19 protein-coding genes are annotated in these 26,634 nt (G+C 49.4%); 7 read left to right on the top strand and 12 right to left on the bottom strand.

Annotated features, from left to right (window positions below; all coding sequences use genetic code 11):
* Nucleotide 1: 1 nt before the first annotated feature.
* Nucleotides 2–1,282, bottom strand: a complete 1,281-nt coding sequence (locus tag ACYSNS_RS02430) for an MFS transporter (protein WP_461721529.1) — start codon at nucleotides 1,280–1,282, stop codon at nucleotides 2–4.
* Between the two features lie 710 nt (nucleotides 1,283–1,992).
* Complete coding sequence (locus tag ACYSNS_RS02425; protein ID WP_461721528.1) at nucleotides 1,993–3,000, bottom strand: 2-hydroxyacid dehydrogenase; 1,008 nt, start codon at nucleotides 2,998–3,000, stop codon at nucleotides 1,993–1,995.
* Nucleotides 3,001–3,146: 146 nt separating this feature from the next.
* Between ACYSNS_RS02425 and ACYSNS_RS02420 the strand changes: the two genes are divergently transcribed.
* Nucleotides 3,147–3,707, top strand: a complete 561-nt coding sequence (locus ACYSNS_RS02420; RefSeq protein WP_461721527.1) for an SH3 domain-containing protein — start codon at nucleotides 3,147–3,149, stop codon at nucleotides 3,705–3,707.
* Between the two features lie 377 nt (nucleotides 3,708–4,084).
* Here the strand turns inward: ACYSNS_RS02420 and ACYSNS_RS02415 are convergent, their stop codons facing one another.
* The gene (locus tag ACYSNS_RS02415) at nucleotides 4,085–4,771 is read right to left on the bottom strand and encodes a fumarylacetoacetate hydrolase family protein (protein ID WP_461721526.1); all 687 of its coding nucleotides are present in this window, start codon (nucleotides 4,769–4,771) and stop codon (nucleotides 4,085–4,087) included.
* A 134-nt stretch (nucleotides 4,772–4,905) separates the two neighbouring features.
* A complete protein-coding gene (locus tag ACYSNS_RS02410) occupies nucleotides 4,906–5,547 on the bottom strand; it encodes a LysE family translocator (RefSeq protein ID WP_461721525.1) in 642 nt (213 codons plus the stop codon).
* 169 nt (nucleotides 5,548–5,716) lie between these two features.
* On the opposite strand from ACYSNS_RS02410, the gene ACYSNS_RS02405 reads away from it, so the two are divergent.
* A complete protein-coding gene (locus ACYSNS_RS02405; RefSeq protein ID WP_461721524.1) occupies nucleotides 5,717–6,937 on the top strand; it encodes an argininosuccinate synthase in 1,221 nt (406 codons plus the stop codon).
* 63 nt (nucleotides 6,938–7,000) lie between these two features.
* On the opposite strand, the gene ACYSNS_RS02400 is transcribed toward ACYSNS_RS02405, so the two are convergent.
* On the bottom strand, nucleotides 7,001–8,584 hold the full coding sequence (locus ACYSNS_RS02400; RefSeq protein ID WP_461721523.1) for a KAP family P-loop NTPase fold protein: 1,584 nt from the start codon (nucleotides 8,582–8,584) through the stop codon (nucleotides 7,001–7,003).
* A 280-nt stretch (nucleotides 8,585–8,864) separates the two neighbouring features.
* Between ACYSNS_RS02400 and ACYSNS_RS02395 the strand changes: the two genes are divergently transcribed.
* The 3 genes from ACYSNS_RS02395 (at nucleotide 8,865) to ACYSNS_RS02385 (ending at nucleotide 14,007) form a co-directional block, all read left to right on the top strand.
* Nucleotides 8,865–9,881, top strand: a complete 1,017-nt coding sequence (locus ACYSNS_RS02395) for a HEPN domain-containing protein (protein ID WP_461721522.1) — start codon at nucleotides 8,865–8,867, stop codon at nucleotides 9,879–9,881.
* Between the two features lie 277 nt (nucleotides 9,882–10,158).
* Nucleotides 10,159–10,362, top strand: a complete 204-nt coding sequence (locus ACYSNS_RS02390) for a YgaP family membrane protein (RefSeq protein ID WP_461721521.1) — start codon at nucleotides 10,159–10,161, stop codon at nucleotides 10,360–10,362.
* A gap of 348 nt (nucleotides 10,363–10,710) precedes the next feature.
* Complete coding sequence (locus ACYSNS_RS02385; protein WP_461721520.1) at nucleotides 10,711–14,007, top strand: autotransporter outer membrane beta-barrel domain-containing protein; 3,297 nt, start codon at nucleotides 10,711–10,713, stop codon at nucleotides 14,005–14,007.
* A 36-nt stretch (nucleotides 14,008–14,043) separates the two neighbouring features.
* Here ACYSNS_RS02385 and ACYSNS_RS02380 read toward each other — a convergent pair whose 3' ends face one another.
* The 3 genes from ACYSNS_RS02380 to ACYSNS_RS02370 form a co-directional block, all read right to left on the bottom strand.
* Nucleotides 14,044–14,190 (bottom strand): hypothetical protein, encoded by a 147-nt coding sequence (locus tag ACYSNS_RS02380; protein ID WP_461721519.1) that lies wholly within the window; start codon nucleotides 14,188–14,190, stop codon nucleotides 14,044–14,046.
* A gap of 365 nt (nucleotides 14,191–14,555) precedes the next feature.
* Nucleotides 14,556–17,489 carry a DNA polymerase I gene (gene polA, locus ACYSNS_RS02375; protein WP_461721518.1) on the bottom strand — a complete coding sequence of 978 codons (2,934 nt, stop codon included), beginning with the start codon at nucleotides 17,487–17,489 and terminating at the stop codon, nucleotides 14,556–14,558.
* A gap of 1,447 nt (nucleotides 17,490–18,936) precedes the next feature.
* Nucleotides 18,937–19,362 (bottom strand): helix-turn-helix domain-containing protein, encoded by a 426-nt coding sequence (locus ACYSNS_RS02370; protein ID WP_461721517.1) that lies wholly within the window; start codon nucleotides 19,360–19,362, stop codon nucleotides 18,937–18,939.
* 455 nt (nucleotides 19,363–19,817) lie between these two features.
* On the opposite strand from ACYSNS_RS02370, the gene ACYSNS_RS02365 reads away from it, so the two are divergent.
* Nucleotides 19,818–20,279 carry a hypothetical protein gene (locus ACYSNS_RS02365; protein ID WP_461721516.1) on the top strand — a complete coding sequence of 154 codons (462 nt, stop codon included), beginning with the start codon at nucleotides 19,818–19,820 and terminating at the stop codon, nucleotides 20,277–20,279.
* Between the two features lie 207 nt (nucleotides 20,280–20,486).
* Here the strand turns inward: ACYSNS_RS02365 and dnaQ are convergent, their stop codons facing one another.
* Nucleotides 20,487–21,191: a DNA polymerase III subunit epsilon gene (dnaQ, locus tag ACYSNS_RS02360; protein WP_461721515.1), complete on the bottom strand. Its 705-nt coding sequence runs from the start codon at nucleotides 21,189–21,191 to the stop codon at nucleotides 20,487–20,489.
* Nucleotides 21,192–21,543: 352 nt separating this feature from the next.
* On the opposite strand from dnaQ, the gene ACYSNS_RS02355 reads away from it, so the two are divergent.
* Nucleotides 21,544–24,495: an autotransporter outer membrane beta-barrel domain-containing protein gene (locus ACYSNS_RS02355; RefSeq protein WP_461721514.1), complete on the top strand. Its 2,952-nt coding sequence runs from the start codon at nucleotides 21,544–21,546 to the stop codon at nucleotides 24,493–24,495.
* 44 nt (nucleotides 24,496–24,539) lie between these two features.
* Here the strand turns inward: ACYSNS_RS02355 and coaE are convergent, their stop codons facing one another.
* From coaE to ACYSNS_RS02340, 3 genes are read right to left on the bottom strand one after another with little or no spacing between them, the layout of a single operon-like run.
* Complete coding sequence (coaE, locus tag ACYSNS_RS02350; protein ID WP_461721513.1) at nucleotides 24,540–25,139, bottom strand: dephospho-CoA kinase; 600 nt, start codon at nucleotides 25,137–25,139, stop codon at nucleotides 24,540–24,542.
* 8 nt (nucleotides 25,140–25,147) lie between these two features.
* The gene (locus ACYSNS_RS02345; RefSeq protein ID WP_461721512.1) at nucleotides 25,148–26,020 is read right to left on the bottom strand and encodes a shikimate dehydrogenase; all 873 of its coding nucleotides are present in this window, start codon (nucleotides 26,018–26,020) and stop codon (nucleotides 25,148–25,150) included.
* Complete coding sequence (locus ACYSNS_RS02340; RefSeq protein ID WP_461721511.1) at nucleotides 26,013–26,609, bottom strand: Maf-like protein; 597 nt, start codon at nucleotides 26,607–26,609, stop codon at nucleotides 26,013–26,015. Before ACYSNS_RS02340 ends, ACYSNS_RS02345 begins: the two co-directional genes overlap by 8 nt.
* Nucleotides 26,610–26,634: the final 25 nt, after the last annotated feature.

Genomic DNA, 26,634 nt, shown 5'->3' with positions numbered 1-26,634 from the left:
GCTATTCCTCCAATATCCGTCCACGTGTTTCAGGCAGCATGAACGCTGCAACGAAAAACAGGCAGTAGGCACCGGTTGCAAAAACAGCAACCGCATTTCCCAAGCCGACGCTGGCCGAAAGATAACCGACAAGGGTTGGGAAAAGCGCACCCATGCCGCGGCCGAAATTGTAGCAGAACCCTTGGCCCGAACCACGCAGACGAGTAGGAAACAATTCGGTTAGAAACGCCCCCATGCCGGAAAAATAACCGGATGAGAAAAAGCCCAAAGGAAAGCCCAAAAACCATAAAAGCGTGTTGGAGAAAGGCACAAGTGTGTAGACCAGCACGATAATGATGGCACCCAGTGAAAACACGAGAAACAACATGCGGCGGCCAAAGCGGTCTGCCATCCATGCTCCCACCAGATAGCCGATGAATGAACCGACAATAAGGGTAAACAGATAACCGGTTGAAGAAATGACTGATAGACCGCGCTCTGTCGTGAGATAACGCGGCACCCATGTTGTAATGGCGTAATATCCGCCCTGACAACCGGCCGAAGCCAGCGAAGCAAAAATAGTGGTCCGTAGAATGTCTTTTTTAAAGATTTCCCAGATTTTTGGTCGATCGCCACTACTCTTGGCTTTCAAACGGCTTTTCTCGGCAATTTCAGGTTCTTTCACATGACGGCGAATATAAAAAATCAACAGGGCCGGAAAGGCGCCGACAACAAACATGTAACGCCAAGCGACTTCAGGCTCAAAAAGCGTGAACAAGATGGCTTGTGAAAGCACCGCACCACCCCAGCCAACAGCATAACCGGCCTGAACACAGCCAACCGCCCGACCGCGATATTGAGCGCGAATGGTTTCCCCCAACAGAACTGCGCCGGCTGCCCACTCGCCACCAAAACCCAATCCCAATAAAGCGCGAAAGATCATCAATTGTTCAAAATTTTGCGCAAATGCACAAAGTAACGAGAAAAATGAAAACCAGACAATGGTAATTTGCAGCGTCACAACCCGACCGATACGGTCGGCGATAAAGCCGGCAAGCCAACCGCCTACCGCAGACGCCAGAAGCGTGATAGTGACGGCCATACCCGCCATACCGGCCTCAATCTGCCACATGGCAATAATCGTGCCGATCACCAGCGGATAGATCATCACATCCAGCCCATCCAATGCCCAACCCGCAGCACAAGCCCAGAATGTGCGTCTTTCACTCGTGTTCATGTCACGGTAAAAAGCCGAAAGGCTCGTATCCTCGACATCAATAGTCTTTATGGTTTTGTTTTGCATTTTGCCTCCTTATTCCTGTCGGAATAACCTTGTCCCAAATAAAAACTGTCTGGCAAAGCGTGGAGATGACGGGTCGAACCGTTTGTTTCAGCATCCAGCCCGTGCGAAAAATGACGCGAAGCGGAAAAATCCGCCCCATGCGCGTTTCAAGCAAACGGTTGATCCTCACTCCCGATCAATTCCGACAACACCCAATGCAACCCATCATTCTGGTCAGCCGTTGGATATTGTCAGCCTCATCAAAACACCTTCCTTCGACCATGCTATAGAGCAATGAAATTGAAGAAAAGATATTTGCCGCTCCCGACAATTAATAATGTCAGATGGTTATCATACAAATTTTTTTACGACAATTGTTTTTTGCGTCAACAAAATTCATGTCTGAAGCATTTTATCAGCTCTAGACGAAAGGCATTCATCCTCTGTTCTATCGCGTCTATTTCGGCGATTGCAGAAGGATTAAGGAAACAAGCGCTCGGACTGTTTTACCGGCGGGTACGGTGCCAGCTCTTTGGTACACGCTATAAGCTTCACGCAATCGTGTAGACAATGCGGAATGAAGCTCATGACAAAGGAGGCGTCCTAACAAAGGCGAAAACCGTCACCTACCAGCAATATCGCCCATAAGGCCCCGTTGCTTCTAGCCAATATGGTTTTTATTGCCGACACCTTATAGGTTAAAATCACGTCCGGTTTTTAGACAGTGTCTTTCAAACCCTGATCTTTTCGGGAATGATGCGGTCGGGCGGGCGGTGATGGTCGAAGAATGCGCGGATATTGATAATGACTTTTTCGCCCATATCCACACGGCTTTCGATCGTTGCAGACCCCATATGCGGCAAAAGCACGACCTTTCCCTTACGTGCGAGATCAAGCAGCGCCGGACTGACCGCCGGTTCCTGCTCAAAAACATCAAGACCAGCGCCCGCCAGTTTGCCGTCATCGATTTGGCGCGCAAGGGCAGTTTCATCGATGATTTCGCCCCGCGCCGTATTGACGATATAGGCGGTCGGCTGCATCAGAGAAAGGCGGGACGCGGATAAGAGATGATAGGTTGCCGGCGTTGACGGACAATTGACCGATACAATATCCATTTCGGCCAACATGTCGTCAAGCTTGTCCCAATATACCGCACCAAGCTGCTCTTCAATCTTCGGGCTGACGCGGTTACGGTTATGATAATGGATAGACAGGCCAAAGGCTTTAGCCCGCCGCGCCACGGCGATGCCAATGCGCCCCATGCCGACAATACCCAGCTTTTTGCCCCAAATACGCCGTCCCAACATCCAGTTCGGCGACCAGCCCGGCCATTGGCCGGTATCGTTCAGCACATTTGCGCCTTCCACCAAACGGCGAGGCACGGCCAAAATAAGCGCCAATGTCATATCCGCCGTATCTTCGGTTAGCACATTGGGCGTATTTGTTACCAAGATGCCACGACTGGTGGCTGCTTTCACGTCGATATTATCGGTGCCGTTGCCGAAATTGGCGATGAGTTTCAAATTCGGCCCGGCATAGTCCAAAAGTTCTGCATCGATACGGTCGGAAATTGTCGGAACCAGCACATCGGCGCGCTGAACAGCGGCTATCAGGGCCTGTTTGGACATAGGGCGGTCATCATCGGCCAACACCGTATTAAACAGCTCGCTCATACGGTTTTCCACAGGCTGTGGGAGCTTACGTGTCAGAATAACCAGTGGTTTTTTCTTGCCCTGCATGCCTATCCTCGGATTTTTTCAACGTTTTTCCCGCCCGTTGAGACCTCTTTAACCAGCGATGTGCCATAGCTTGGTTGGACTGTCGAGTCTGTCCTGCTTATAGCAGAAGAAAAGCGTACAAAAAACACAAAGAAGAGAGGTCTACAGTGGACAGTTCTGGCTGGTGCCGATTTTCAACCCTTTTAAGCAGCCTGGCACTTTGCTTTTTCCTTGTTGCAGCCAATGGCGTCATGCCGGCTCATGCGCAGGAAGCAACGGAAAACTTAGGCCCAAGCGGTCTGCCGCTACCGCGTTTTGTGTCGATCAAACCGGCTCGTGTTAATGTGCGTGTCGGGCCGGGGCGGAACTATTCGGTGGTTTATGCCTATCAAAAACAGGGTCTGCCGGTGGAAATCACGCAGGAATACGACCAATGGCGTAAAATTCGCGATTCCGATGGTGACGAAGGTTGGGTCTACCAATCACTGCTTTCAGGACGCCGCACCGCTATGATTGCACCGTGGCAAAAGGACAAAACGAAATTAACCGCCTTGCGCCGCCAGCCCGGCGACAATGCCGCGCTGGCCGCAGAAATAGAACCCGGTGTTATTGGCAGCATCCGCCAATGCGATGGCAATTGGTGCGAGCTTGATATTGGCAGGGCACGCGGCTGGGTCAACCAGAACCAGCTATGGGGCGCTTATCCGGGTGAGAAAATTGCCGATTAAAGCATTTCCGACAAAAGTTGATAGACTTTTTTATCAGGAAAATGCACTAAAATAGAGCGTTAAAGTGACGCCCTGACGATATCGAAAACGGATTCACTCTAACATCATTGAACGATCGGCTTGAAAGCCAAATCGTGTCGCAGTTCAACGCGACGCGATTTTTTTTACCACTGCACATCTTATCCAATAGGAGCCGGATAAGAAAATAGTCCAGTGAACTGTTTTCCCGGCGGATGCGCTACGCACTTTTTGGGATGCTGCTTTTCTTCCCGCGCATCTTGTCCAAAAAACCGCTACGCACTTTTTGGGATGCTGCTTTTCTTCCCGCGCATCTTATCCAAAAACCGCTACGCACTTTTTGGGATGCTGCGGTATACTCAAACAACCGTGACCGTCAGGTCATCCAAACCATCAATATGGCCGACAAGCCGATCGCCCTTTTGTACAGCACCGACACCCGAAGGCGTGCCCGTCATAATAACATCACCGGCTTGCAACTCGAAAAGCTGTGAGAGATAAGCAATCATCTCCGGTATTTTCCAAATCATCTGGTTGAGATTACCCGATTGACGCGTCTCGCCATTCACACTGAGAGAAATGACACCTTCCCCCATCGGCTTGACTTTGCCCGCTTCAATAAGTGGAGAACACGGTGCCGAATGTTCAAACGCCTTGGCAATTTCCCAAGGGCGGCCTGCCTTTTTCATTTCGGCCTGAAGGTCGCGCCGTGTCATATCCAGCCCGATGCCATAGCCAAAAACACAATCCGCAGCCTGTTCAACCGATAGATCTTTTCCGCCTTTTTTCAACGCTACCACCAACTCGACTTCATGGTGAACATCGTGGCTTTGCGGTGGATATGGAAAACGGCCATCCACGACAAGGTTATCCGGATTTTTCTGGAAAAAGAACGGCGCTTCTTTGGCAGGATCATGCCCCATTTCAATGGCATGATCGGCATAATTGCGGCCCACGCAATAAATACGATGCACCGGAAAAAGTTTATCGGTGCCTTTGATCGGCAGGCTTGGTTGTGTTGAAGGGGTAAAAACATAAGCGCTCATGGCTGAATCCCATCATAGAACAAAATAATCTGTCAGCCGCAACTATAAAACATCCCGCAGCAATGGAAACCTTGAAGCAAGATGCCCGCTTCACTTTTGAGTGTAACACCCGACCTCCAAGCATCACGCAAACGCTATTTTGCCTGTGTGGCTAGTAGACGGATGGCAAAGGCGGTGAATATGCCCGCCATCAACCAATCCAGGATGCGCACATAAAGCGGGTTCTGCTTAAGAAGATTGGCAAAACGATCGGCGGCCAAAACCATTGTCACGGTAAATGGCAGCGAAATGGGAATAAATGCCAAACCAAGAAACAGGATTTTTTCCGGTGCGGAAGGATCGGCCGCCTGCACAAATTGCGGCAGAAACGTCATGTTGAACAAAATGACTTTGGGGTTGAGAAGGTTGATGCCAAGGCCGGTCAGATAGTTGCGCTTGAAGCTTTGACGCGCCTGTTTCTGATTGTCGAGCGCAAAGCGCGATCCTTTCCGTATGGCCTGGAAGGCCAACCATAAAAGGTAAATTGCACCTATGATTTTCAGCAGAAAGAATGCCGTTGGCGAAGCGACAATCAGCGCAGAAAGCCCTATCGCAACAGCAACCACCTGAATCATAATGCCTGTCGAACAACCCAGAATACAAGCGAATCCCGCCATTCTTCCTTGCGCAATACTGCGGCCGACAAACAGCGCCATATCTGGTCCCGGAATGAGTGTGAGGATGATTGCAGCACCGGCAAATTGCACGAAAACATGCCAATCAGGCAGAAATGACATCACCGTCTCCCATAATAAACCACTCTGTTTTATTGGGTCTTGCGACAGTTTGCATCCATTTTTTGATCGTCTAAGGATAGGAAAGTTGTTTGACCGCTTGCATGGTTGCGATCTCCTGATAAAACAGGAAAAACAAAACCAGTTGGCCCAAAGATATCGGACAGAAAAAATGGAAAAGTGGAAAGACGTTAAAAAAGTAGTGTTGGCCTATTCAGGCGGCCTTGATACTTCAATCATCTTGAAATGGCTGCAAACCGAGTTGGGCGCGGAAGTGGTGACCTTCACCGCCGATCTCGGCCAGGGGGAAGAGCTTGAGCCAGCACGCCGCAAAGCGGAAATGATGGGCATCAAACAGATTTATATTGAAGATCTGCGCGAAGAATTTGTGCGCGATTTCGTTTTCCCGATGTTCCGCGCCAATGCTGTTTATGAAGGTGTCTATCTTCTTGGCACATCCATTGCGCGTCCGCTTATTTCCAAGCGCTTGATTGAAATTGCCAAAGAAACCGGTGCCGATGCCATCGCCCATGGCGCAACCGGCAAGGGCAACGATCAGGTGCGCTTCGAGCTTTCGGCCTATGCCCTCAATCCCGACATTAAAATCATTGCGCCATGGCGCGACTGGAAGTTTAAAAGCCGTACCGATCTGATTGATTTTGCACAGGCGCATCAGATTCCTGTGTCGAAAGATAAGCAGGGCGAAGCACCGTTTTCTGTCGATGCCAATCTGCTGCATTCATCATCAGAAGGCAAAGTGCTGGAAGACCCATCTGTTCCCGCACCGGAATATGTGCATATGCGCACGGTTTCACCGGAAGCCGCACCCGATAAAGCTACCATTATCACCATCGGCTTTAAAAAGGGCGACCCTGTTTCCATTAACGGCGAACATATGTCACCGGCAACCTTGCTTGCCAAATTGAACGATCTTGGCCGTGATAACGGCATTGGCCGTCTGGACTTGGTGGAAAACCGTTTCGTCGGCATGAAATCGCGCGGCATTTATGAAACACCGGGTGGCACCATTCTTCTGACAGCCCACCGCGCCATGGAATCGATCACACTGGATCGTGGCGCTGCGCATTTGAAAGATGAATTGATGCCGCGTTATGCCGAGCTGATCTATTACGGCTTCTGGTTCTCGCCTGAACGTAAAATGTTGCAGGCGGCAATCGACCTATCGCAAGAAAATGTTGAGGGTGAAGTCACATTGAAGCTCTATAAGGGCAATGTCATTGTGGAAGGCCGCAAGAGCGACAAGTCGCTTTATTCCGACGCGCTGGTAACCTTTGAAGACGATCAGGGCGCTTATGACCAAAAGGACGCCGCAGGCTTTATCAAGCTTAACGCATTGCGCCTGCGCACGCTTGCCGCCCGCGACCGCAAATAAGCAAAAATTTCACTGAAATGCGAACCACCCCGTTGAAAACCAGCGGGGTGGTTTTTTGTTGGATTAGGCGTTGCTGTCGTCTTTTTTGAGGATGTTGATAAGGTTGAGATATTCTCTATTCGTATTGATAAGTGTAAGTTTGTAATCTCGTGACATACCGAATGCATTTAATAATTGGGCCACACGTCCACACAATTCCTCTGATAATAAATTATTGGGTTTTCCATTTTCACGTATAAATTCCCAAATCATAATTCTTAGAGCAACTGTATGGTTAAAGTGAGTATTATATTCATCATGTATACGGTCAGTTATTTCTAAAGGACTTGAGCCATAATAATTTAATAGTTCTTTTTCATCAATTGTTGATGTGACAAGTTTTTTATATGTTTCGGGTGATATAATTGAAGCGACAACCAATGCAGCTATGACAATTTTCCAACCAACCGGCATGTTTTTGGCTTTTTCTTCAGTTAGAGGCACCAATGAGGTATAGGATAAAATCTTTCCGGCATCGCGCAGCGAAATAGTTTTATTCCTAGATACGCATTGTAATTCCGTTTGAATATCTTCACCGATGATATTCCAAATCTTCATTTCTATTGCTTTAGTTTGAAAGAATTTTAGCAATACGCTGTTTTCGGGTTTATCGGCTAGGCTTTTTCCGATCGTTTCCGGTAATTCAAAAATCAGATTGATGAAGCGTTTAAGATAACCGTTGGCATCAATATCAGCGCCATAACGGGCTTTGACACTGTGTTCCAGCGATTCAAGATTGACCCCCAATACGAATTGCACTCTCGGCACATTGAAGAAATGTTTGATGATTTCAAGTATGGCAAGGGCGTAATCTGGGCGGCAACGGTCTAGCTCATCAATGACGATGATGAGCGGATAGGTTGGTGGCTCTTTATCTGAATCCGCTGACTTTTCAGCCTTTAATATTTCATAGGGTGTCGGTTCTGGAGAAGTGATTTCTGTAAACTTTCTAAGTGTATTGTGAAAGTTTTTAATAATTTTATGTTTATCAAGGTCGCGTTCGAAACAGTTTGCCCAGAGTTTTTCTACATTTTCTTGATATTGTTCATAAGCTTTCTTCAGGCCTTTTTGTGTCACATCTGATGCGCCGTTCGTGAAAAGTGAAGCAGCACCAGACATGAAAGCCCAAGCACCAATTGCAGTACTTTGTGCCAATTGGCGTGTGGCAGCGTTCAATTCATCAATAACGTGCTTATATTTTACGGCATCAATTTGCATCAACCGTTCAGTGATGGTCGAGATAAGGTCAGCCAAAGGATCATCGAAATAATCGTGGGCGAAGGCATCGAAATAAACCGTTGTGGCTTGACCGTCATTTTCAAGCGTGTGGGCGCCGACCCATTTTTTAAGAAAATAACTTTTGCCCGTACCCCATTTGCCATCCACTGCAACGACAAGCGGGTCTTGGACCCTTTCCAAAAAAGCCGACAAGGATTTTCCAAAAGCGGCACGCTCAAGTATATCTTTGTCGTCTGGATCTGTCTCAAACCCAACTTCATAAAGTTTAATTTCTTTTTCCGGCAATGAATAATACATAAAAGCCCCACTTGAATTGCTGTGATGCATTTTATGCTCAAAGTGGGCGGTGGTCCAATTCAATTCAAGCACAATTGGTTGGCCATTGGCTAAAAATAACGCCTTAGAGCGGCTCCCGATTGATATGAATCATCAATCGGATAGGATACCGCGACAAATCAACAGCTTGAGACGCGCCAGCCTGTGCAATCAGGCCGAAAAGCGCTCAAGCGTAGTCAGCGCTGACATTGTCAAAGAAGTGCATCATCATCACGGTGCTGGCCCAGAGCATCAAACATCGCAAATTTATACGATATTGTTTTAAGGTCTGACTTCCTTTAAAAAACATACTGGAAAGACAGCAGGGATTTTGATGGATTTGGATATTCCGCAATGGCATGAAAAATTGCAGCACTTGCCGCAGAATAAGCGGGATGAGCTTGCATTTGTCTTGCAGGTCGTGCTGGAAGAATTTGCCAAGAAAACCAGCGATAAATATTCCAAAAAGGTCAATCATGGCCGCATTGTCAAAATTGTTCTGTTTGGCTCCTATGCGCGCGGTGATTGGGTGGAAGACCCAGAAGGCGGTTATTTTTCAGACTATGACCTTCTGGTGCTGGTCAATGAAGGCAGATTTGAAGATTTCGTGTTTTTTGAAAAAGCCGAAGAGCGCCTCACCGCAGAGTGGATTGCCCAAGAGCGCTTGAAAACACCAACGCAACTGATCGTTCATAGCCAGAATTTCGTCGATGAACAACTTGCCGTGGGGCGTCCGTTTTTCATGGACATTCTCCAAGACGGTATCGTGCTTTATGAAAGCGAAGCACAACCTTTTGTAAAACCGGGAAGAATGCCCGAAGATGCAAAATTTGCTGAAGCGCAAAAAAATTTCAATGACTATTACCCACTATCGCTTACAGGCTTAGAAGGTGCGCGATCATTTCTAGCGAAGTCATCAGGTGATGTTGATAGCTATATGAAATACGCAGCTTTTATTGCTCACCAAGCAACTGAGCAAATTTACGTCTGCCTTCTGCTGACGCGGACATTATACAGCCCGAAAATCCATAATTTGGAAAAACTGCGTTCATTGGCAGAAACGGTGGCACCGGAGTTGATAGCAGCGTGGCCGCGTGAAGGACGTTCGACCCGCCGCAAATTTCAGAAATTGCGCCGTGCATATGTGGAAGCGCGCTATTCGGCACAATATACGATCAAGGTCGAAGAGTTGGAATGGCTGTTCGAGCGCATCGAAGTGCTGCAAAAACTGGTGAAAGCCGCCTGCGAAGAAACATTGGAAACCAAAGAATTTACGGTTTACCAGAAAAGTAAGGGCAAAGGCCGTAAAAAGCGGAAAAAACAATTGCCCCATAATACAGCCGAAAGTTAAGCTTTTCAGGATCGCCACATAGAGTGAAACCGTTTTTGATTGAGGCATGGATTCAGTCTAACTCGCTGTTTTATCGCATTATTCCGACACAAAAGTCTATCAACTTTAGTTGGAAATGCTCTATGCATTCAAACGCAATGGCATAAAACCAAATCTGCAAAAACAAGGCGAAAGGCCCAGCGTTTCCCTTTGGCGTTTCGACCAATATGTCGCATTGTTTCTGTTCATTTAAAGCGTAACATGAAGCTTTCACCATCAATGTTGAAAGGCTCGTCTTATGCAACGCAATGTAGGCCCCACTGATCGCACGATCCGTATCATCCTCGGGCTGGTTCTGCTTTCCCTGATCTTCTTTATCGACGGGAATGCCCGCTGGCTTGGCCTTATCGGGTTGATACCACTGTTTACAGCTGCCATTGGCTATTGCCCCGGCTACAAGCTTTTCGGCCTTTCAAGCTGTCCGTTGAAGAAAAAATCGTAAAACTCTAGAGCGCTTTTCGACCTGATGCTATCCGGCCGGCGCGTCTCAAGCTTTTGATTTGTCGCGGTATCTTATCCGATTGATGGTTCACATCAATCGGGAACCGCTCTAGTGCATTCTCCTGACACAAAAGTCTATCAACTTTTGTTGGAAATGCTCTAGCTGTTTCCCATAAACTTACCCATACCCGATGGAGAGCACCTGCCGGTCAGTTCATTTTCCTGTTCGTGTGCCTATACGTTAACTTGTCATTTGCCTGTCATAAGCAAGTTCTAATAAGCGCGGCGTCAGCGCCGGTGACATCATTGGGTTTCCGGAAGTCTAAAATCTGGATTATGGGAATGAGCTGTGCAGCCAACATCTTTTTATCGCCTATTAAAAGCCGGTTTACTGGTTTCCACTGTATGTCTGGCACCCGCCGTCGAGGCTGCCGATTTTAAAGTAACGCAAACCACGACCGATAAAACCGCCAAAACGTTAAGCGGTGCCGAAAAGGGCGTGGTGGAAACCAATGCCACGCTGGATGTAACAGCGACGGCCATTACACAAAAAGGCGCAGCCACGGGCGTGGTCATTGAAAACAGCGGCACCATCAAGGCCGGTACGCGCGCTATCGACACATCGGGCGCAGAAACCAACCGCACGATCTCGGTTGTCAATAACGGGCTTATCCAGTCCGGCAATGATACATTCCGCATCAATGGCGATATAACGCAAGGCACAATCACACTCAACAATTCGGGCACCATGTCGTCCCAAACAGGTCAGGTGCTGGATTTTGCCTCTATGCGTTCGGCCAATGCGGTGATCAACATTCAAAATAGCGGGCAGATACGGGCCGATGATCATGATGCCATACGCTTTGGTGCAGGCAATATAAGCTTCAGCAATGCCGGCAAGATCAACGCTGCCAAGCGCGGTATCAATATGGATGAAGCGGGTGAAATTGCCCAATTTACCTTCGAAAATCGCAGCGATGGGGTGTTGCAATCGGTTGATGATGGCATCCGCTTCAGTGATAAACCGGTTGTCGGAGATATCCGCATAGTCAATTATGGGCTTATCCGCACAACCGGCACAGGCGATGCGGGCGGACAAGCGATCGATTTTGACAAAACCAAAGCCAATTCCATCCTTATCCAAAACTATGGCCAGCTTGAAACAACCGATGCCGATGCTGTCCGACCGGGTATGAACGGGCGTGTGGAAAACTGGGGCAGTATTACCGCGGCGGGGATTTCTCCCGATGCATCCTCCGATGGTATCGACTTTCAGGATATCAACACTGGCGAGGTTATCAACCATGCAGGAGGCAGTATCACCGGCGCCCGCCACGGTATCACCGGCAAGGTGGCAAGCTTTATCGTGAATGAAGCGGGCGGCCTTATAGAGGGCAAAAACGGTTCCGGTATCAACTTTGATACCGCAGCCGATGCAGAGCCGATGCATGTCGTCAACTACGGCACAATCCGCGGTGGTTTCAACCCCGATGCTGTCTATGGCGACGGCGATGGTATTGATATTGACGGCACCGGCATTATTGAAAACTACGGCACTATAGAAGGGCTTGGTTCAATCGGTGCCAAAGAAGGTGAAGATGGCTCCACCAGCGAAGCCATCGCTATTGGCGGCGGCAGCCTTGTCAATGGCAGTACCGCAAACCGGTTGGCACGCATAAGCGGCATCGATAACGGTATTCTGGTTGATGACAGCAATAAGGGGCCGGCCTTTGCTGCGATGGATATCGTCAATTACGGTATTATCGAAGGATTGGACGGCTACGGCATCCGCATTATCAGCAATGATGACAACAGTGTTGAAAATTTTGGCACGATCCGCGGCACCAATGGACAGGCTGTGATTTTTGGCGATGGCAATGACCGCTTTATCTATCACACAGGTTCGGTGGTTGACGGCACGGTTGATGGCGGCAATGGCAACAATATCTTGGAACTTGGCGATAGCGTTGGCCGATTTTCTGTGTCAGCGCTCGGGGATAACGCGACCTATCGCAACTTCCAAAGCCTTGTTGTCAAAGCGGGGTCGCAATGGCAACTATCGGGTGAAAGCGCCAATGAAGGTGCCCTTATCGTTGCCAATGCACAGCTTGATGCCGACAATATCGTCATGCAAAACACAGATCTTATGCTTTCTGACGGCAGTGTCGCAAGCGGCACAGGCACCTTCGCCAATATCAACCTCAACAATGCCACTTTGTTAATTGACCGCAATGGCCGAACCAACCGAAGCCTTGCAGCCGATGCAAGCTTTAAAGCCATGGGTGATTTTAAGGTTGACGGCCAGTCGCGCATTGTCTTGTCGGGAAATTCGACGATACCGGCAATCGACAGTCAGGGGACGATGACCATTGCATCCGGTGCCAAACTGGTGTTGCAAGGCACTGTCGGCTGCCATACCGGCGCAGGCTGCATGATCCTTTCCGCGAAGAATGGCATCAATGGAGAATTCGCGCTTGTCAGCAATCTGGCTTTTCTCAACCCGACCATTGATTATACAGCCACAACGGGTCGCCTTTATTTTAACCGCAATGCTGCCAGTTTCGAAAGTTTCGGCCAAAGCTATAACCAGCGCACAGTGGGGCAGGCGCTTGACCGGCTTGACACATATTCACCGCTCTACGGTGCGGTGGTTATGGCTGAAACGGCCGAAGTTCCAAACCTATTGTCGCAGCTTTCAGGCAATTTCTACGCCACAAATTTCAAACTGCGGGCTATGGACGAGCTACAATTCAGTGACCAGATCCTCAGCCATATGGCCCGCGAAGCGGCCGATAGCGTAAATACCGAAGAGATACGGTTCTGGATGACGGGAACCGGACAAAACGCGTCACTCGACGGCAATCGTGAACTGGCGGGCATTTCGGCGCGCGGCGGCGGTTTTATATTCGGAGCCGAGAAGCGCACGGGAAATCTTCTGCTTGGCGGTGCTTTCAGCTTTGGCGAAAATACTGTGCGGGAAGACGGCAGTTACAACCGCATGGATAGCAAAACCTATCGCGTGGCGGCTTACGGGCAGACACAGCTTGGCCAATTGGCAACCATGCCGTTGCATTTCAGCTTTGGTGCAAATTACAGTTGGAACACTTTCGACGCCAAACGCCGTGTCTATGGTGCCGGTATCGATGAAATGCCAACCGCAGATTTTGACGGCTATGCCGCTTCGGCCTTTGGCGAATTGTCTTTGACCATGCGGCATAACACATGGCAGAGCCAGCCTTATGCCCGCGTCAATGTTATGAAATTGCAAAGCGACCGGTTTGTTGAAGGCAACGCTCCGTTAAGCGCACTCACGGTTGACGCAAACAATGATACATCGGTCTATTCACTTTTGGGAATGCGGTTTTCAACCGATCTTGAATGGGCGGGCAAAGGTTTCAAACCCTTTATCGATATTGGCTGGCAGCATGGCTATTCCGGCCAACGCCAAACGCTGGATATGCGCTTTACCGATACTGCACGATTCAACGCGCAAGGTCTGCCTATGGATGAAAATACGGCGCAGATACAGAGTGGCTTACAAGTGAGCTTTAATAAGGCTGCATCTTTCAACGCTGAATATCAAGGTAATTTCGGCGAAAACAGCCAGGCCCATCGTGGCTCTGCCAGCTTGAAAATCCGCTTTTAGCAATAAAAGCGGATTAAGTCTGATGTGTTGTTGAAATTAGTTCTGATCGACTGAAACACCGTTTTTGTCGATCTTCAACTCTACGCCCGACGGCTTGGTTTCCTGCTTGTAGGTGTAATAACCAAAACCAGCGACAACCACGATTAAAGCGCCAATCAGCATATAAAGAAAATTCCGGTTCATTTAATGACTCCCTGCTATCTCTCGTCAATCCTAAGCAATATGGAGCAGAAATTCCGGTTTCAAGGGCAGGCGGCGTTTAACGTCTCGTTTAGAGCATTTTCAACAAGAGTTGAATGACTTTTGTGTCTGGATAATGCGACAAATCAAAAACTTAGAGTGAATCATTGCCTCAATCAAAAACGGACGCACTCTAGTGGCCAAACGCTGCCTGCGCAGTGCTATGGTGCGTAACGCAAAGCGCAAACGCCTTGCCGGCAAGCTTTAGAGCACTTTTCAACCTGATGCTATCCGGCTGGCGCGTCTTAAGCTTTTGATTTGTCGCGGTATCTTATCCTATTGATGTTTCACATCAATGGGGAACCGCTCTAATGCGCTTCATCCCAGTTTTTGGCGGCCCGCGCATCGACCTGCAACGGAACGGACAGAGACAGTGCCGGCATGGTTGCATTTTCCATCACACGTTTAACCAAGGCGGTTGTTTTTTCCACCTCGTCTTCCGCCACTTCAAAAATCAATTCGTCATGCACCTGCAACAACATCTGTGCGGAAAGCTTTTCTTCATTCAGTGCGCCTTCCATGTGGATCATGGCGCGGCGGATGATATCAGCGGCCGAACCCTGAATAGGGGCGTTGATGGCGGCACGTTCATTGAAGGCGCGGATCTGCGGATTGGATGCAGTAATTTCGGGATAATGCGCCCGCCGACCAAAGATTGTTTCAACATAGCCATGTGCACGGGCGAAGGTTTTTGTCGCTTCCATATAATCCTTGATGCCGGGAAAACGCTCGAAATAGGTGCGGATATATTGCCCCGCTTCCTCGCGTGATATGCCAAGCTGGTTGGCCAATCCAAAGGCGGAAATACCGTAGATAATGCCAAAATTGATGGCTTTGGCCCTGCGCCGCACTTCCGATGGCATCCCTTCAATCGGCACACCGAACATTTCCGAGGCCGTCATGGCATGAATATCAAGCCCTTCGGCAAAAGCTTTTTTCAGGGCAGGAATATCTGCCACATGTGCCAGAACACGCAATTCAATCTGGCTATAATCAGCAGAGAGAAGAAGATTGCCGGGGCCGGCAATAAAGGCCGTACGGATTTTTCGGCCCTCGGCCGTGCGCACAGGAATGTTCTGTAGATTCGGCTCTGAAGACGAAAGCCGTCCCGTTGACGTTGCCGCCATTGAATAATTGGTATGGACGCGGCCAGTGGATGGCAGAATGTAGTTTGGCAACGCATCCGTATAGGTGGACTTGAGCTTTGTCAGCTGTCGCCAATCGACAATTTTTCGTGGCAGCTCATGGCCCTCGGCAGCCAGATCCTCCAAAACTTGCGCAGAAGTCGACCATTGGCCGGTCTTTGTTTTGGAGCCACCGGGGACACCCATTTTACCAAACAGGATATCACCCAATTGTTTTGGTGATCCGATGTTGAATTTTTCACCACTCAACGCATAGATTTCATCTTCCAAAGCTGCTGCCGACTGGGCGAGCTCGCCCGAAAGACGCGACAATATCTGCCGGTCAACCAAAATGCCGCGCTCTTCCATGCGCGCCAGCACCTCGACCAAAGGCCGCTCCAGACGCTCATAGACACGCGAAATGCCGCGGGCAACCAGTTGTGGTTTCAGCACCTGCCACAAACGCAAGGTCACATCCGCATCTTCAGCGGCATAAGCCGTTGCCCGTTCAAGACTGACTTCGGCAAAACTCAAAGCGGCCTTGCCGCTGCCCGTTACTTCCTTATAGGTAATGGGTTTATGGCCAAGCCAACGTTCCGACAAGGCATCCATGCCATGGGTCAGCGTTCCCGCATTAAGCACATAGGAAAGCAACATAGTATCATCAAAGGATTGGATTACGATGCCTTGCTGCTTCATCACCAGCCAGTCATATTTCATGTTCTGGGCAATCTTCAACACCGCTGAATTTTCCAGAAGCGGTTTTAAAAGGGCCAAAGCCTTTGCTGGTTGAATCTGCGGGCTGACACGACCGCCGCCCAAAAGATCGCCATTGCCTTCGACATGGTTGAGCGGAATATAAGCAGCCTTGCCGGCGGCCAACGCAATCGAAAAGCCGACAAGCTCTGCCTGCATAGGATCGAGAGACGTGGTTTCGGTGTCAAAAGCAAAATAGCCCTGATCAAGCGCCTCATCCAGCCAGCGTTTCAAGACAGCCTCGTCCGTTATCGTCACATAGGCAGATGTATCAATGACTTGTCCCAAAGCTTCGGCCTTGCGCTTTTCGGCCAAAGCCTGCGGCGTATTCAACGGCGCAGCACCCTTTGCCTTGGACGTAGCGTCCGGTTTTGCGGCATCCGCTGTTTTTGGTTCAAGGTCAAGGTCGGGACCATGGGCGCTTTCGCCCCATTCGACCACCACATCGGCCGGTTCGATAGCGGCTGCATCGCAGTCTGTCGCCTCCGCAACGCGTCGTGTCAACGTGTTGAATTCCATCGCTTTAAGAAAGCCGACAAGCTTCGGCCCGTCTTGCGGCTCCAAAACCAGCTCATCCAGCCCGACATCCATCGGGACATCTGTTTTCAAAGTAACAAGCTCGCGGGAGATTTTGGTTTGCTCGGCAAAATTCTGGATATTCTCACGCCGCTTCTGCTGCTTTATTTCGCCTGCACGGGCAAGCAATGTATCAAGATCGCCAAACTCTTCCAGCAATTGCGCGGCAGTCTTCGGGCCGATCCCCGGAATACCTGGTACATTATCGGTCGAATCACCCGTCAGCGATTGCAGGTCGATCATTTTTTCAGGCGCTACGCCCCATTTTTCTATCACCTCGGCAATGCCGATCTGCCGGTCTTTCATCCCATCATACATCGCCACCTGATCGGTAACGAGCTGCATCAAGTCCTTATCTGACGATATGATAGTGGTTTGCGCACCCTTTGCGCTGGCAAGACGGGCATAAGTGGCAATAATGTCGTCGGCTTCGAAACCTTCTTTTTCAATACAGGGCAGATTGAAAGCACGCGTTGCCTGCCGAATCAGCCCGAATTGCGGAATAAGATCTTCAGGCGGCGCGGAGCGGTTCGCCTTATATTCCGGATAGATTTTCTTACGGAATGTATCGGATGAATAATCGAAAATAACGGCAAAATGCGTCGGCACCACACCCACGGCGGTGTTGCGCGCATCGCAAAGCAGTTTCCACAACATGTTACAGAAACCGGCCACGGCACCAACGGGCAACCCGTCTTTCTTGCGCGTTAGCGGCGGCAAAGCATGGTAAGCGCGAAAGATGTATCCCGAACCGTCCACCAGAAAAAGGTGATCATTTTTTTGCATCGTCAATCCCGATTGTCTTCACTAGCCAGATTCAATTGATGTAGGGTCGCAGACCTGCTCTGACCCTTTTTTTATCGCATTGTCAGGACACAAAAGTCTATCAACTTTTGTGGGAAACGCTCTATCTTAGAACAATGGCCGAAAAGCCCGTCCGTTCGCGCTCTCACGCATTCGTTACAAAAGCTTAATCTAATTGCCCTTGAAAAGCCATCTTTGAAGTCTTTTATTAGACCCATCGACGCTGCGTCGATATATCCGGGTTTCCGGCATTGTCCCCGCCGTTACCGGATGCAACAGCCTCCATCCCCTCTCCGGGTTGTTGCAAGAGTGCAGTGATAAGGCCGTTGTGGTTTCCCCCTCTCCACAACGGCCTAACTGCTTCTAAAACCGGCAATTCCATAATTTTAACGGTTTAATCCAGACCACAGCAACCTTGGATAAAAACTGTGTATGATACGGCTGGTTTTGCAATGGCGGGCGTTAGAGCATTTCCGGAAAAAGTTGAATCAGCTTTTTCGTTGGACAATGCGACAAATAAAAAATCTGGAGCAAGTCTATGCCCCAACATAAAGAAGATTTGCTCTATAGCGCTTTTCAAACTGATGCTATCCGCCCGGCGCGTCTCAAGCTTTTGATTTGTCGCGGTATCTTATCGGGGTGATAATTCATATCAATCGGGAACGGCTCTAATCTTCGCCCAAGGCGGCAAAGCTTGGGCCCCTATCGGGATCTAGGATTAGACACTCAGCAGATATGCAATGATGATTTTTATAATAATATGGTGACCGGACATGACCCAATATTTGTCCGGCCACCATTTCCCCCGTGCGAATGGGTTTTACCCCCGCACAACCCCTTCGCCTGCAACAATCACGAGCGACCCCACCTCAAAGACGGCAATAGGGGGAAATGCTTTTTCGTTTGGCTATCACAAAGATGACAGCAATTAATTTCATGCATTGAGTCCGAAAGTAGTTCGAACATATCACCGGCAATGCATGCTAAAATCTCAAGTCACTATCTATGCCATGAACCATGGCCAATGCAAGTGTTCATAGTATAAAATGCGGTATTTTTGGCCGAAAATCGACCGATTCTTTAACAATCTTCATAATATACAGCCCAAAAATGACGTTCTCGCTTCTCACGCACTGCTTATTGTAATAATCTTTGCCCTATCCCTATCGACATGCTTTACTTGACAGCCAATGTCTTGTTTAAAAATCTTCTTGTTACAAATAATAGTCGGCTTACTATAAACCGGCCGCCGCCTTGTGTCGTGTTTTGCTGTTCATGCGATGTATGAAACAAACTATTCACGAAACAAAAGTTCCCAACGCGACACTTATCGCTTTTCGACCTGATGCTATCCGGCCGGCGCGTCTCAAGCTTTTGATTTGTCGTGGTATCTTATCCAATGGATGATTCACTTCAATCGGGCGCCGCTCTAAAAACCGGCATTTAAAAGAAGCGTTGTTTTATTGACATAGGCGCGGTTTTCACGCGAAAGCTTAAGATAGCAGCGGATATGTGCCAACATTTCTGTGGCACTGACATCGTCGGGCAGGGGCATATCGTCATGCACATAAGCGTGGATGAGGTCGCCCAATACCTGCTGTTTGCTTGTCAGATGATTGTCGAAAAAGCACGACACCGAAACGCTGAAAATCTCGCATAAATCCTGAAGCGCTATGGCGCCTATCCTGATTTTTCCTGCCTCATAGGCTTCAATCTGCTCGGCACTGCAATGCAGCTTAGCGCCAAGGTCTGCGGGGGATAAACCGCTTTCAACGCGCAATCTCTGCAGATTTGCACCGACTTCTTTGTCAATAGGGCCGGTTTCTCCGGCATCATATGGAGGACGATTTTTCATGGTGTTTCTCCCGCTGGTCTGCCGCGCATGTCGCAGACACTTTAATAGGCGGAGAGTTCAAAGCCACTCACTTGAAATGGTCGTTGCTTTTAGTGTTGACTCTTCCACCGTTAAGGCGAAACAGCCTCCCCACCCTTGCGGGCTGAGAAACCACCTGAACACACAGACGCTCCCCGCCCCCTTTTAGAAAGGATTGGGGAGTTAGATTGTTCCAAGCAGCCAAAACACCGCCCGCACCACAAGTACGGTCAGCATCATCGGCAGACATGTCGGTCAGACGCAAAACATGCGTTGTCCTGAACAGTCTAACGCATCAAGTGAGCACCTTTGAAAGCGCAAGAAATGGTCATGCGCACCCATTTCTCAACCGCTAATATAAATGAGCAGCGGGAAAAATCTATGAAAACTTTTGTTTGGCTTTCAACACGCTTGCGTTATGTTGTTTTAGGACAAGCATGAATAAAGTGGCGGCAATGGTCGAATTTTCACAAGCACAACACCAAAAAACCGGTAAAAAAGACTCTGTAACGGGTGAAATCACCAAACAGAATAGAACTTTATCCGATTATGCCATGATGAGCGATGCACAAAAGTTAGCAGCTTTTGGTATTGGCCGTGCCTTTCATTTTTTTCGTCTGCGTTTTGACATGAAAAAGCGTACCGCTTCCAATCTTATTCCCACAACCAATCAACGGTATCGCTTTATCGAAAACGGTGAAACCATTATCAGCGATGTCGAGATATTAGCCTTTTGCAAGGGTCTTGGTATTGATACCGCCCTGTTTGCTGCCAAAGCTGCGGAGTTTGAAAAGCTCTATGTGCCTAAACTCAATCGCAAGAAAAAGAAAAAACCGGCAAAAATACGGATTGGCAAGCCACGCCATGGTGATATGGCAACCAATGGCAAAGCTGTTTGAGAAGCTTGATGGTGACGCCAAACCGTTTGTTATGAATGGCTATCCAGACCAAATTATTTAAATGTTAAGCCATCAATTTGCTCTAACAGGTTGTTTTACCGCAATTCTTATCCGATAGGAGCAGAATGAACAATTGATCCACCGGCTCAATTCGCCTGCGGATGCGCTCGACACCATGTCGGGCATTGCGGTCTATCAAAACGACGGCTATGAGCTGCGCATATGGTTCCAAAGCGCCTTTTCGCCAATTTTCTGCACCAATGCGGCATGGGCTTCTTTATCTGCTTCACTCACGCGGCTTGGCAGCGGCGTGGGCCGCGGTTGCAAACGGGTTTCCCCGCCATTGCCATTCGAGCCGTTTCTGCCATTGCCATCGGCACCGCCAAAGCCCAAAGCGCCCTGCTTGCCGCCAACAAGCTCGATATAGACATCTGCCAGAATTTCCGAATCCAGCAACGCGCCGTGCAAAGTACGGTGTGAATTATCAATGCCAAAACGCTTACACAATGCATCAAGTGAATTGGGGCCCATAGGAAATTTACGCCGCGCCATGGCCAGCGTATCAATGATACGGTCTACGCTGATGAGCGGCTTATTGATACGCCCAAGCTCCGCATTCAAGAACCCAAGGTCGAAACTCGCATTATGGGCAATCATCATCGCGCCTTCGGTAAAGGCCAGAAAGTCGTCGGCGATGGCATCAAATTTCGGTTCGTCTTTCAACCGTTCATTGGTCAACCCGTGAACCGCCACAACCTCGTCGGGAATGATGACACCCTGCGGATTCAGATAAACATGGAAGGTCTTGCCGGTGAGATAACGGTCAATCATTTCCACACAACCGATTTCAACTATGCGGTCGCTATCTTTATGCAGGCCGGTTGTTTCGGTATCAAAAATGATCTCGCGCATTTGAAAAAACCTTCGCTCAAATTCCCTGATAACCGGTTATAGCCATTGGCTGTCCATGTTCCAGTAAAAAGCGGCTTATCCACCCAGGTCAGCTAATAATAAACAGGAAACACGGAAAAATGTTATTAGTAACCGCGCGTTGTAGCCGGTGAGACAGCATTTGAATGCCATGGCAAAATTCAACACAAACCGCATGATCGATCAAAACTGTCGATAAAGCTTTGATAAGCATTTCACGATGCTCAAATCCGTATCGGCACTATGTCATCAAACTTTCATAAAACCGTCATTTTGGCGTAAAGTAACCCAGTCATGAGCAACGCCATTCTTACTCACTACAAATGGCGGTATCATGCACAAAACAACACGGTCTTTTATCGGCGCTCTCACGCTTTCCACAGCACTATCTACATTTCTCATTGCCGGGGCTTCGGCACAAACAGCCGCCAACATCAAAGCAGCCAATCTGCTGATGGGTTTCAGCCAGCTGAATGCAACAGAACAAGGGCGCGCTGTCCTTGACCAGAACTTGAGCGTTTCCATCGCCACCAACAATAATGCCACTGCCGCTGAAAGGCAGCAGGCCATTTATGATGACACCGGCGGATATCTTTTGGGATCGCTCGCCAATGGCCTTCTGGCAGCCGATGCATTGGGCCCGCAGCTTGCCGCTGTCTACAAGCAGAACAATACGATTTCGCCAGATTATAAAATCACCACTTTTTCGGACAATTTCAGCGCATTGATGAGCCAGATCGGTGCCTTGACAGTGGGGGGCGACTCCGCTTTTTCAAAAAACTTTTTTGCCAATGGCAGCGTTCACGGCAAAACAACCGAAATGGCCGAAGGCATTACGATGCCGGAAGATGGTATCTATAATGTCTATGATGCCGCATACAATCCGGATCCGGCCAATGCCAACAAAGTTGGCAATAGTCGTCCTATTCAGGTGGCACCCGACCAGATAGAAAGTTTCAACGGCAAAGATTATTTTGGACGCGACAAAAACAACACCAAGGATATCTTGCCCGGCCTGATCACCAACGCTTCCTTTCCCAGCGGTCACTCGGCAACTGGATTTGCTACAACCATGTTGATGGCAATGATGGTGCCTGAGCGTTATCAGGAATTTCTGACTCGTGGCGGTGAATACGGCAATAGTCGTGTGGTGCTGGGTGCCCATTACGCGCTGGATGTCATGGGTGCGCGTATCCAGACAACCTATGCGCTTGCACAAATGCTGAATAACAACCCTGAATATACGAACCAGAACATTACCAGTCTTACCGGGCAACCGGTTACCACAACATCGGATTTTTATGCGTTGTTTCTTGCCGCACAATCCGACCTGCGCACCATGCTCAATGCCGGATGCTATGGCGATCTGACCATTTGCACCAGCGCACAATCACCGGATGACCGCTTCGCCGACCATATGGAAAACAAACGCAAATATAATTACTGGTTGACCTATGGTCTTTCCGCTGTCGGCCCGACCAATCTTGATCCGGTCGTCCCTGAAGGTGCGGAAATACTCATCGCAACGCGTTTCCCGTATCTAAGCAAAGACCAATTGCGTGAAGTGCTGGCAACAACACAACAACAATCCGGCATGCCGCTTGATGATGGCAGCGGATGGGCGCGGTTGAACCTTTTCAACGCCACCGATGGCTATGGAGCCTTTAATGGCAAGGTCACACTGACCATGGATGCTGCGAAAGGCGGCTTCAACGCCTATGACACATGGTATAATGATATTGGCGACTATATCAGCCCGTCAAACGGTGCAGTCAGCCAAGGCTCGCTGGTAAAAAATGGCAGTGGCACGCTTGAACTTGCAGGGTTTAGTCATTGGACAGGCGACACAACCATCAATGACGGCGCACTGGTCTTTACCGGACAGGCGGATCTTGCCGGCGCATTGGTCAACAATGCAACGGTGGCAACAACATCGCCCTTCAACCCCTATCCCGGCCATGTTTTAAAAGTCGGCTCCTATCAAGGCGGGCAAAACAGCACTGTCATTCTGGCAGCAGAATTGAATGGCGATACATCAAAGAGCGATCAATTGCATATTACCGGCGATGCAACAGGCACCAGTCTGGTGCAGCTTGTCAAAGCAGGCGGCTATGGTGCGGCAACGGGCGATGGTATCAAGCTCATCGAGATTGACGGCAATTCAAACGCCGATTTCATTCTTGCCAATGGTGATTATACCACAAGAAGCGGCCAGAAATCAGTGATCCAGGGCATCTATGGCTACTCGCTTTACCAGAACGGCATAACAACTCCCAATGACGGAGATTGGTATCTACGTTCGCATTACCAACCGGCGGTTCCTGTCTACGAGGCCTATGGCCAAACCCTGCTTGAGCTTAATCAACTCGGTACATTGAAAGAACGCGTTGGCAACCGTTACTGGAACAACGCTGTCAACATCGAAGGGCAGGATAGCAGCAATGGAGAAAAAACCGCTTTTTGGGGCAAGGTTACTGGCGGTTACGGCGAATTCAAGCCGGATGAAAGCACCAGCAGCTCGGATTACAAATCCACAATCTATAAAATGGAAGCCGGCCTTGATGGTCGTATCATGGAAAACGAATCCGGCCAGCTTATTGGCGGCGTTGTTGTGTCCTACATTAACGGTTCATCCGATATTACCTCGCCTTATGGCGATGGCAAGATCGACACCGATGGTTACAGCCTCGGCGCAACGCTGACATGGTACGGCAATAACGGCTTCTACATCGACAACCAGCTTCGCGGCAGTTGGTACAATTCCGATCTCGACTCTTCGGTCATTGGTGGGCTTGCATCCTCGCAAGATGGCACAGGCTATGCGCTTTCGAGCGAATTGGGCCGCCGCATGGAGCTTTCCAATGGCTGGATTATGACGCCGCAAGCCCAATTGAGCTGGTCTTCTGTGGATTTCGATGATTTTACCGGCTCGTATAATGTTGATGTCGCGCTCGACAGGGCCGATAGTCTGCGTGGGCGGCTTGGCTTGAGTTTTGAAAAAGAAACCATCAAAAAAGCTGAAAACGGCACCCTCTCAAAAACCGGGCTTTATGGCATTGCCAATCTGTTTCACGAATTTCGTGACGGCGCGCGTGTGGATTTGAATGGTGAACGCTTCGAAAGCCGCAATGACCGTTTATGGGGTGGTGTCGGAGCTGGTGTTTCCCAGCAATGGAACGATGGCAAATATACGTTCTATGGTGAAGGTGCCATCAATAGCAGTCTTGAAAATATCGGTGACAGCTATGCACTGAAAGCCTCAGCAGGCTTCAAGGTCAAGTGGTAAACACCATGCCGCAATTGCAGCGCCGGTTTTTACCGGCGCTGTCTTTAAGCTCCACCTTCGGTTTGGCTGAGTTGAACGATCAGAGCGTGCACTTGTGCCTTTGCATCCGCAAGCCCGCGTCCGGTTTCAATGATGAAATCCGCCCTTTGGCGTTTTTCCTGATCCGGCAATTGATGTGACAGAATCCTATTGAATTTGTCCTCGTCCATGCCTTCGCGCGCCAGCACACGTTGCCGTTGAATAGCGGCAGGTGCGGAAACCACCGCTATTTTGTCTACTCGCCCGTCAATGCCGGTTTCAAAAAGCAACGGGATATCCAGCACAACAAGCGATTGCCCCTGATCGCGCGACATCTCGATAAAGGCATTTTCTTTTTGTCGTACCAAAGGATGAACGATTTTCTCCAATTTTGCCAGCTGTTCAGGATTTCCGACAACGAAATGCGACAGTTTCCGGCGATCAATCTGGCCATTGACAACACTGCCGGGAAAGGCTGCTTCCACCAGAGACAGAGCAGGCTCACTTCTATACAAAGCGTGAACCGTTTCATCGGCGCTATAGACCGGTATACCTTCGGCTTTGAAAAATTCGGCCGTTGTCGACTTTCCCATACCGATAGAACCTGTCAGGCCAAGTCTGATCATGTTTCACCTCATGCCTCGCCCATGTCGCGCAAAATTTTCAGCCGCAAAGCTTCATCTACATGTGGGCGCACGCCGAACCAGCGTTCAAACCCCGGCACGGCCTGATGCAGCAACATGCCTATGCCGTCTACAATCTTCAGCCCACTATCGCGCGCCTGCTGCAAAACCGGTGTTATCAATGGCGTATAAACAATGTCGGTCACGAGGGCCGTCGATTTTGCTTTGTCAAAATTGAGAAACAAAGTGTCGGATTTCTCCGCCATGTGGTTTTCCATGCCAAGCGATGTCGTATTGACGATCAAATCTGCCGCATGGACAAGCTTATTCACATCCTGCCAATCGTGGGCCTCTACCGGTTGACCGAAATGCATTGCAAGATCATCAGCCCGCGCTCTGGTTCGGTTCAACAGGCAGATACGTTCGAAACCACGTTGCTTAAGGGCGTAAATAACAGCGCGGGATGCCCCGCCCGCTCCCAGTACCAAAGCTATTCCGCCTGCCCATCCGGGAGCAAAATCATCAAGATTGGCAGCAAAACCATAGGCGTCGGTGTTGCTGGCACAAAGCCTGCCATTTTCAAACCACAGCGTATTGGCCGCTCCGATCATGGTTGCAACGCTATCTTTTTGATCAGCCAACCGGAAGGCCTCTTCCTTATGTGGCAAAGTCACATTGCCGCCGCAGAAACCATCCTTGGCTAGCGAGCCTATAAAGCCGGCAAAATTCTCTGGCGCAACCTCGATCGGGTCGTACTGGCCTGAAATAGCATATTGCTGCAACCAGCTACGATGGATTTGCGGCGAACGCGAGTGACGCACCGGATATCCGGTGACAAACGCTCTCGGCCCTTTTTCCTCTGGCAGAACGCCCTTATCAACCATCTATAACCCCCATGGCGCGCAGTTTCTTCAATAATACCAAGAGAGGTAAGCCGATAATGGTGAAATTGTCACCCTCTATACGATCAAATAGCTGTATGCCTTCGCCCTCTATCTGATAAGCGCCGACACTGCCCAAAACCTTCTGGCCAACACGCGCCAGATGGCGACCGACAAAATCCGGTGCAAGCACCCGCATGGTCATGGCGGCGCTCGAGACATCAGACCAGATTGTTGTGCCGTTTTTCGCCAAAGCTATACCACTATGGAGATAGTGGGTTTTACCCGATAAAGCCAAAAGACGTTGTCGCGCTTCTTCCATATTCGCTGCTTTGTGTAGAACCGTTCCTTCAAGATCAAGGGTCTGGTCACAGCCGATCACAAGCGCGCCGGAAAAGCGTGAAGAGACATCACAGGCTTTAGCGGCAGCCAAAGCGCTAGCAGTATCAACCGGCGTCATGCTGCCAAGGTTGGTCTCGACAAGGCGCTCATCTATGTTTGCACCTTCCACTCGAAAATGCAGACCGGCATTTTTTAAAAGTTCGGCACGAAACGGACTAAGCGATGCAAGGATTAACGAGTCTGCGGACATATTTCCCTCTCTCTAAAGACAAGCA

It is taken from the genome of Bartonella sp. LJL80 (assembly GCF_054871565.1).
Note: the sequence above shows the minus strand (reverse complement) of the source record. Positions and strands in the feature narration are given on the sequence as shown.

Excerpts from the sequence above, each read along its gene's own strand:
- ACYSNS_RS02430 (WP_461721529.1), bottom strand. The coding sequence starts at position 1,282 with ATGCAAAACAAAACCATAAAGACTATTGATGTCGAGGATACGAGCCTT.
- ACYSNS_RS02425 (WP_461721528.1), bottom strand. The coding sequence starts at position 3,000 with ATGCAGGGCAAGAAAAAACCACTGGTTATTCTGACACGTAAGCTCCCA.
- ACYSNS_RS02415 (WP_461721526.1), bottom strand. The coding sequence starts at position 4,771 with ATGAGCGCTTATGTTTTTACCCCTTCAACACAACCAAGCCTGCCGATC.
- ACYSNS_RS02410 (WP_461721525.1), bottom strand. The coding sequence starts at position 5,547 with ATGTCATTTCTGCCTGATTGGCATGTTTTCGTGCAATTTGCCGGTGCT.
- ACYSNS_RS02405 (WP_461721524.1), top strand. The coding sequence starts at position 5,717 with ATGGAAAAGTGGAAAGACGTTAAAAAAGTAGTGTTGGCCTATTCAGGC.
- ACYSNS_RS02395 (WP_461721522.1), top strand. The coding sequence starts at position 8,865 with ATGGATTTGGATATTCCGCAATGGCATGAAAAATTGCAGCACTTGCCG.
- ACYSNS_RS02390 (WP_461721521.1), top strand. The coding sequence starts at position 10,159 with ATGCAACGCAATGTAGGCCCCACTGATCGCACGATCCGTATCATCCTC.
- ACYSNS_RS02380 (WP_461721519.1), bottom strand. The coding sequence starts at position 14,190 with ATGAACCGGAATTTTCTTTATATGCTGATTGGCGCTTTAATCGTGGTT.
- polA (WP_461721518.1), bottom strand. The coding sequence starts at position 17,489 with ATGCAAAAAAATGATCACCTTTTTCTGGTGGACGGTTCGGGATACATC.
- ACYSNS_RS02370 (WP_461721517.1), bottom strand. The coding sequence starts at position 19,362 with ATGAAAAATCGTCCTCCATATGATGCCGGAGAAACCGGCCCTATTGAC.
- ACYSNS_RS02365 (WP_461721516.1), top strand. The coding sequence starts at position 19,818 with ATGAATAAAGTGGCGGCAATGGTCGAATTTTCACAAGCACAACACCAA.
- dnaQ (WP_461721515.1), bottom strand. The coding sequence starts at position 21,191 with ATGCGCGAGATCATTTTTGATACCGAAACAACCGGCCTGCATAAAGAT.
- ACYSNS_RS02355 (WP_461721514.1), top strand. The coding sequence starts at position 21,544 with ATGCACAAAACAACACGGTCTTTTATCGGCGCTCTCACGCTTTCCACA.
- coaE (WP_461721513.1), bottom strand. The coding sequence starts at position 25,139 with ATGATCAGACTTGGCCTGACAGGTTCTATCGGTATGGGAAAGTCGACA.
- ACYSNS_RS02345 (WP_461721512.1), bottom strand. The coding sequence starts at position 26,020 with ATGGTTGATAAGGGCGTTCTGCCAGAGGAAAAAGGGCCGAGAGCGTTT.
- ACYSNS_RS02340 (WP_461721511.1), bottom strand. The coding sequence starts at position 26,609 with ATGTCCGCAGACTCGTTAATCCTTGCATCGCTTAGTCCGTTTCGTGCC.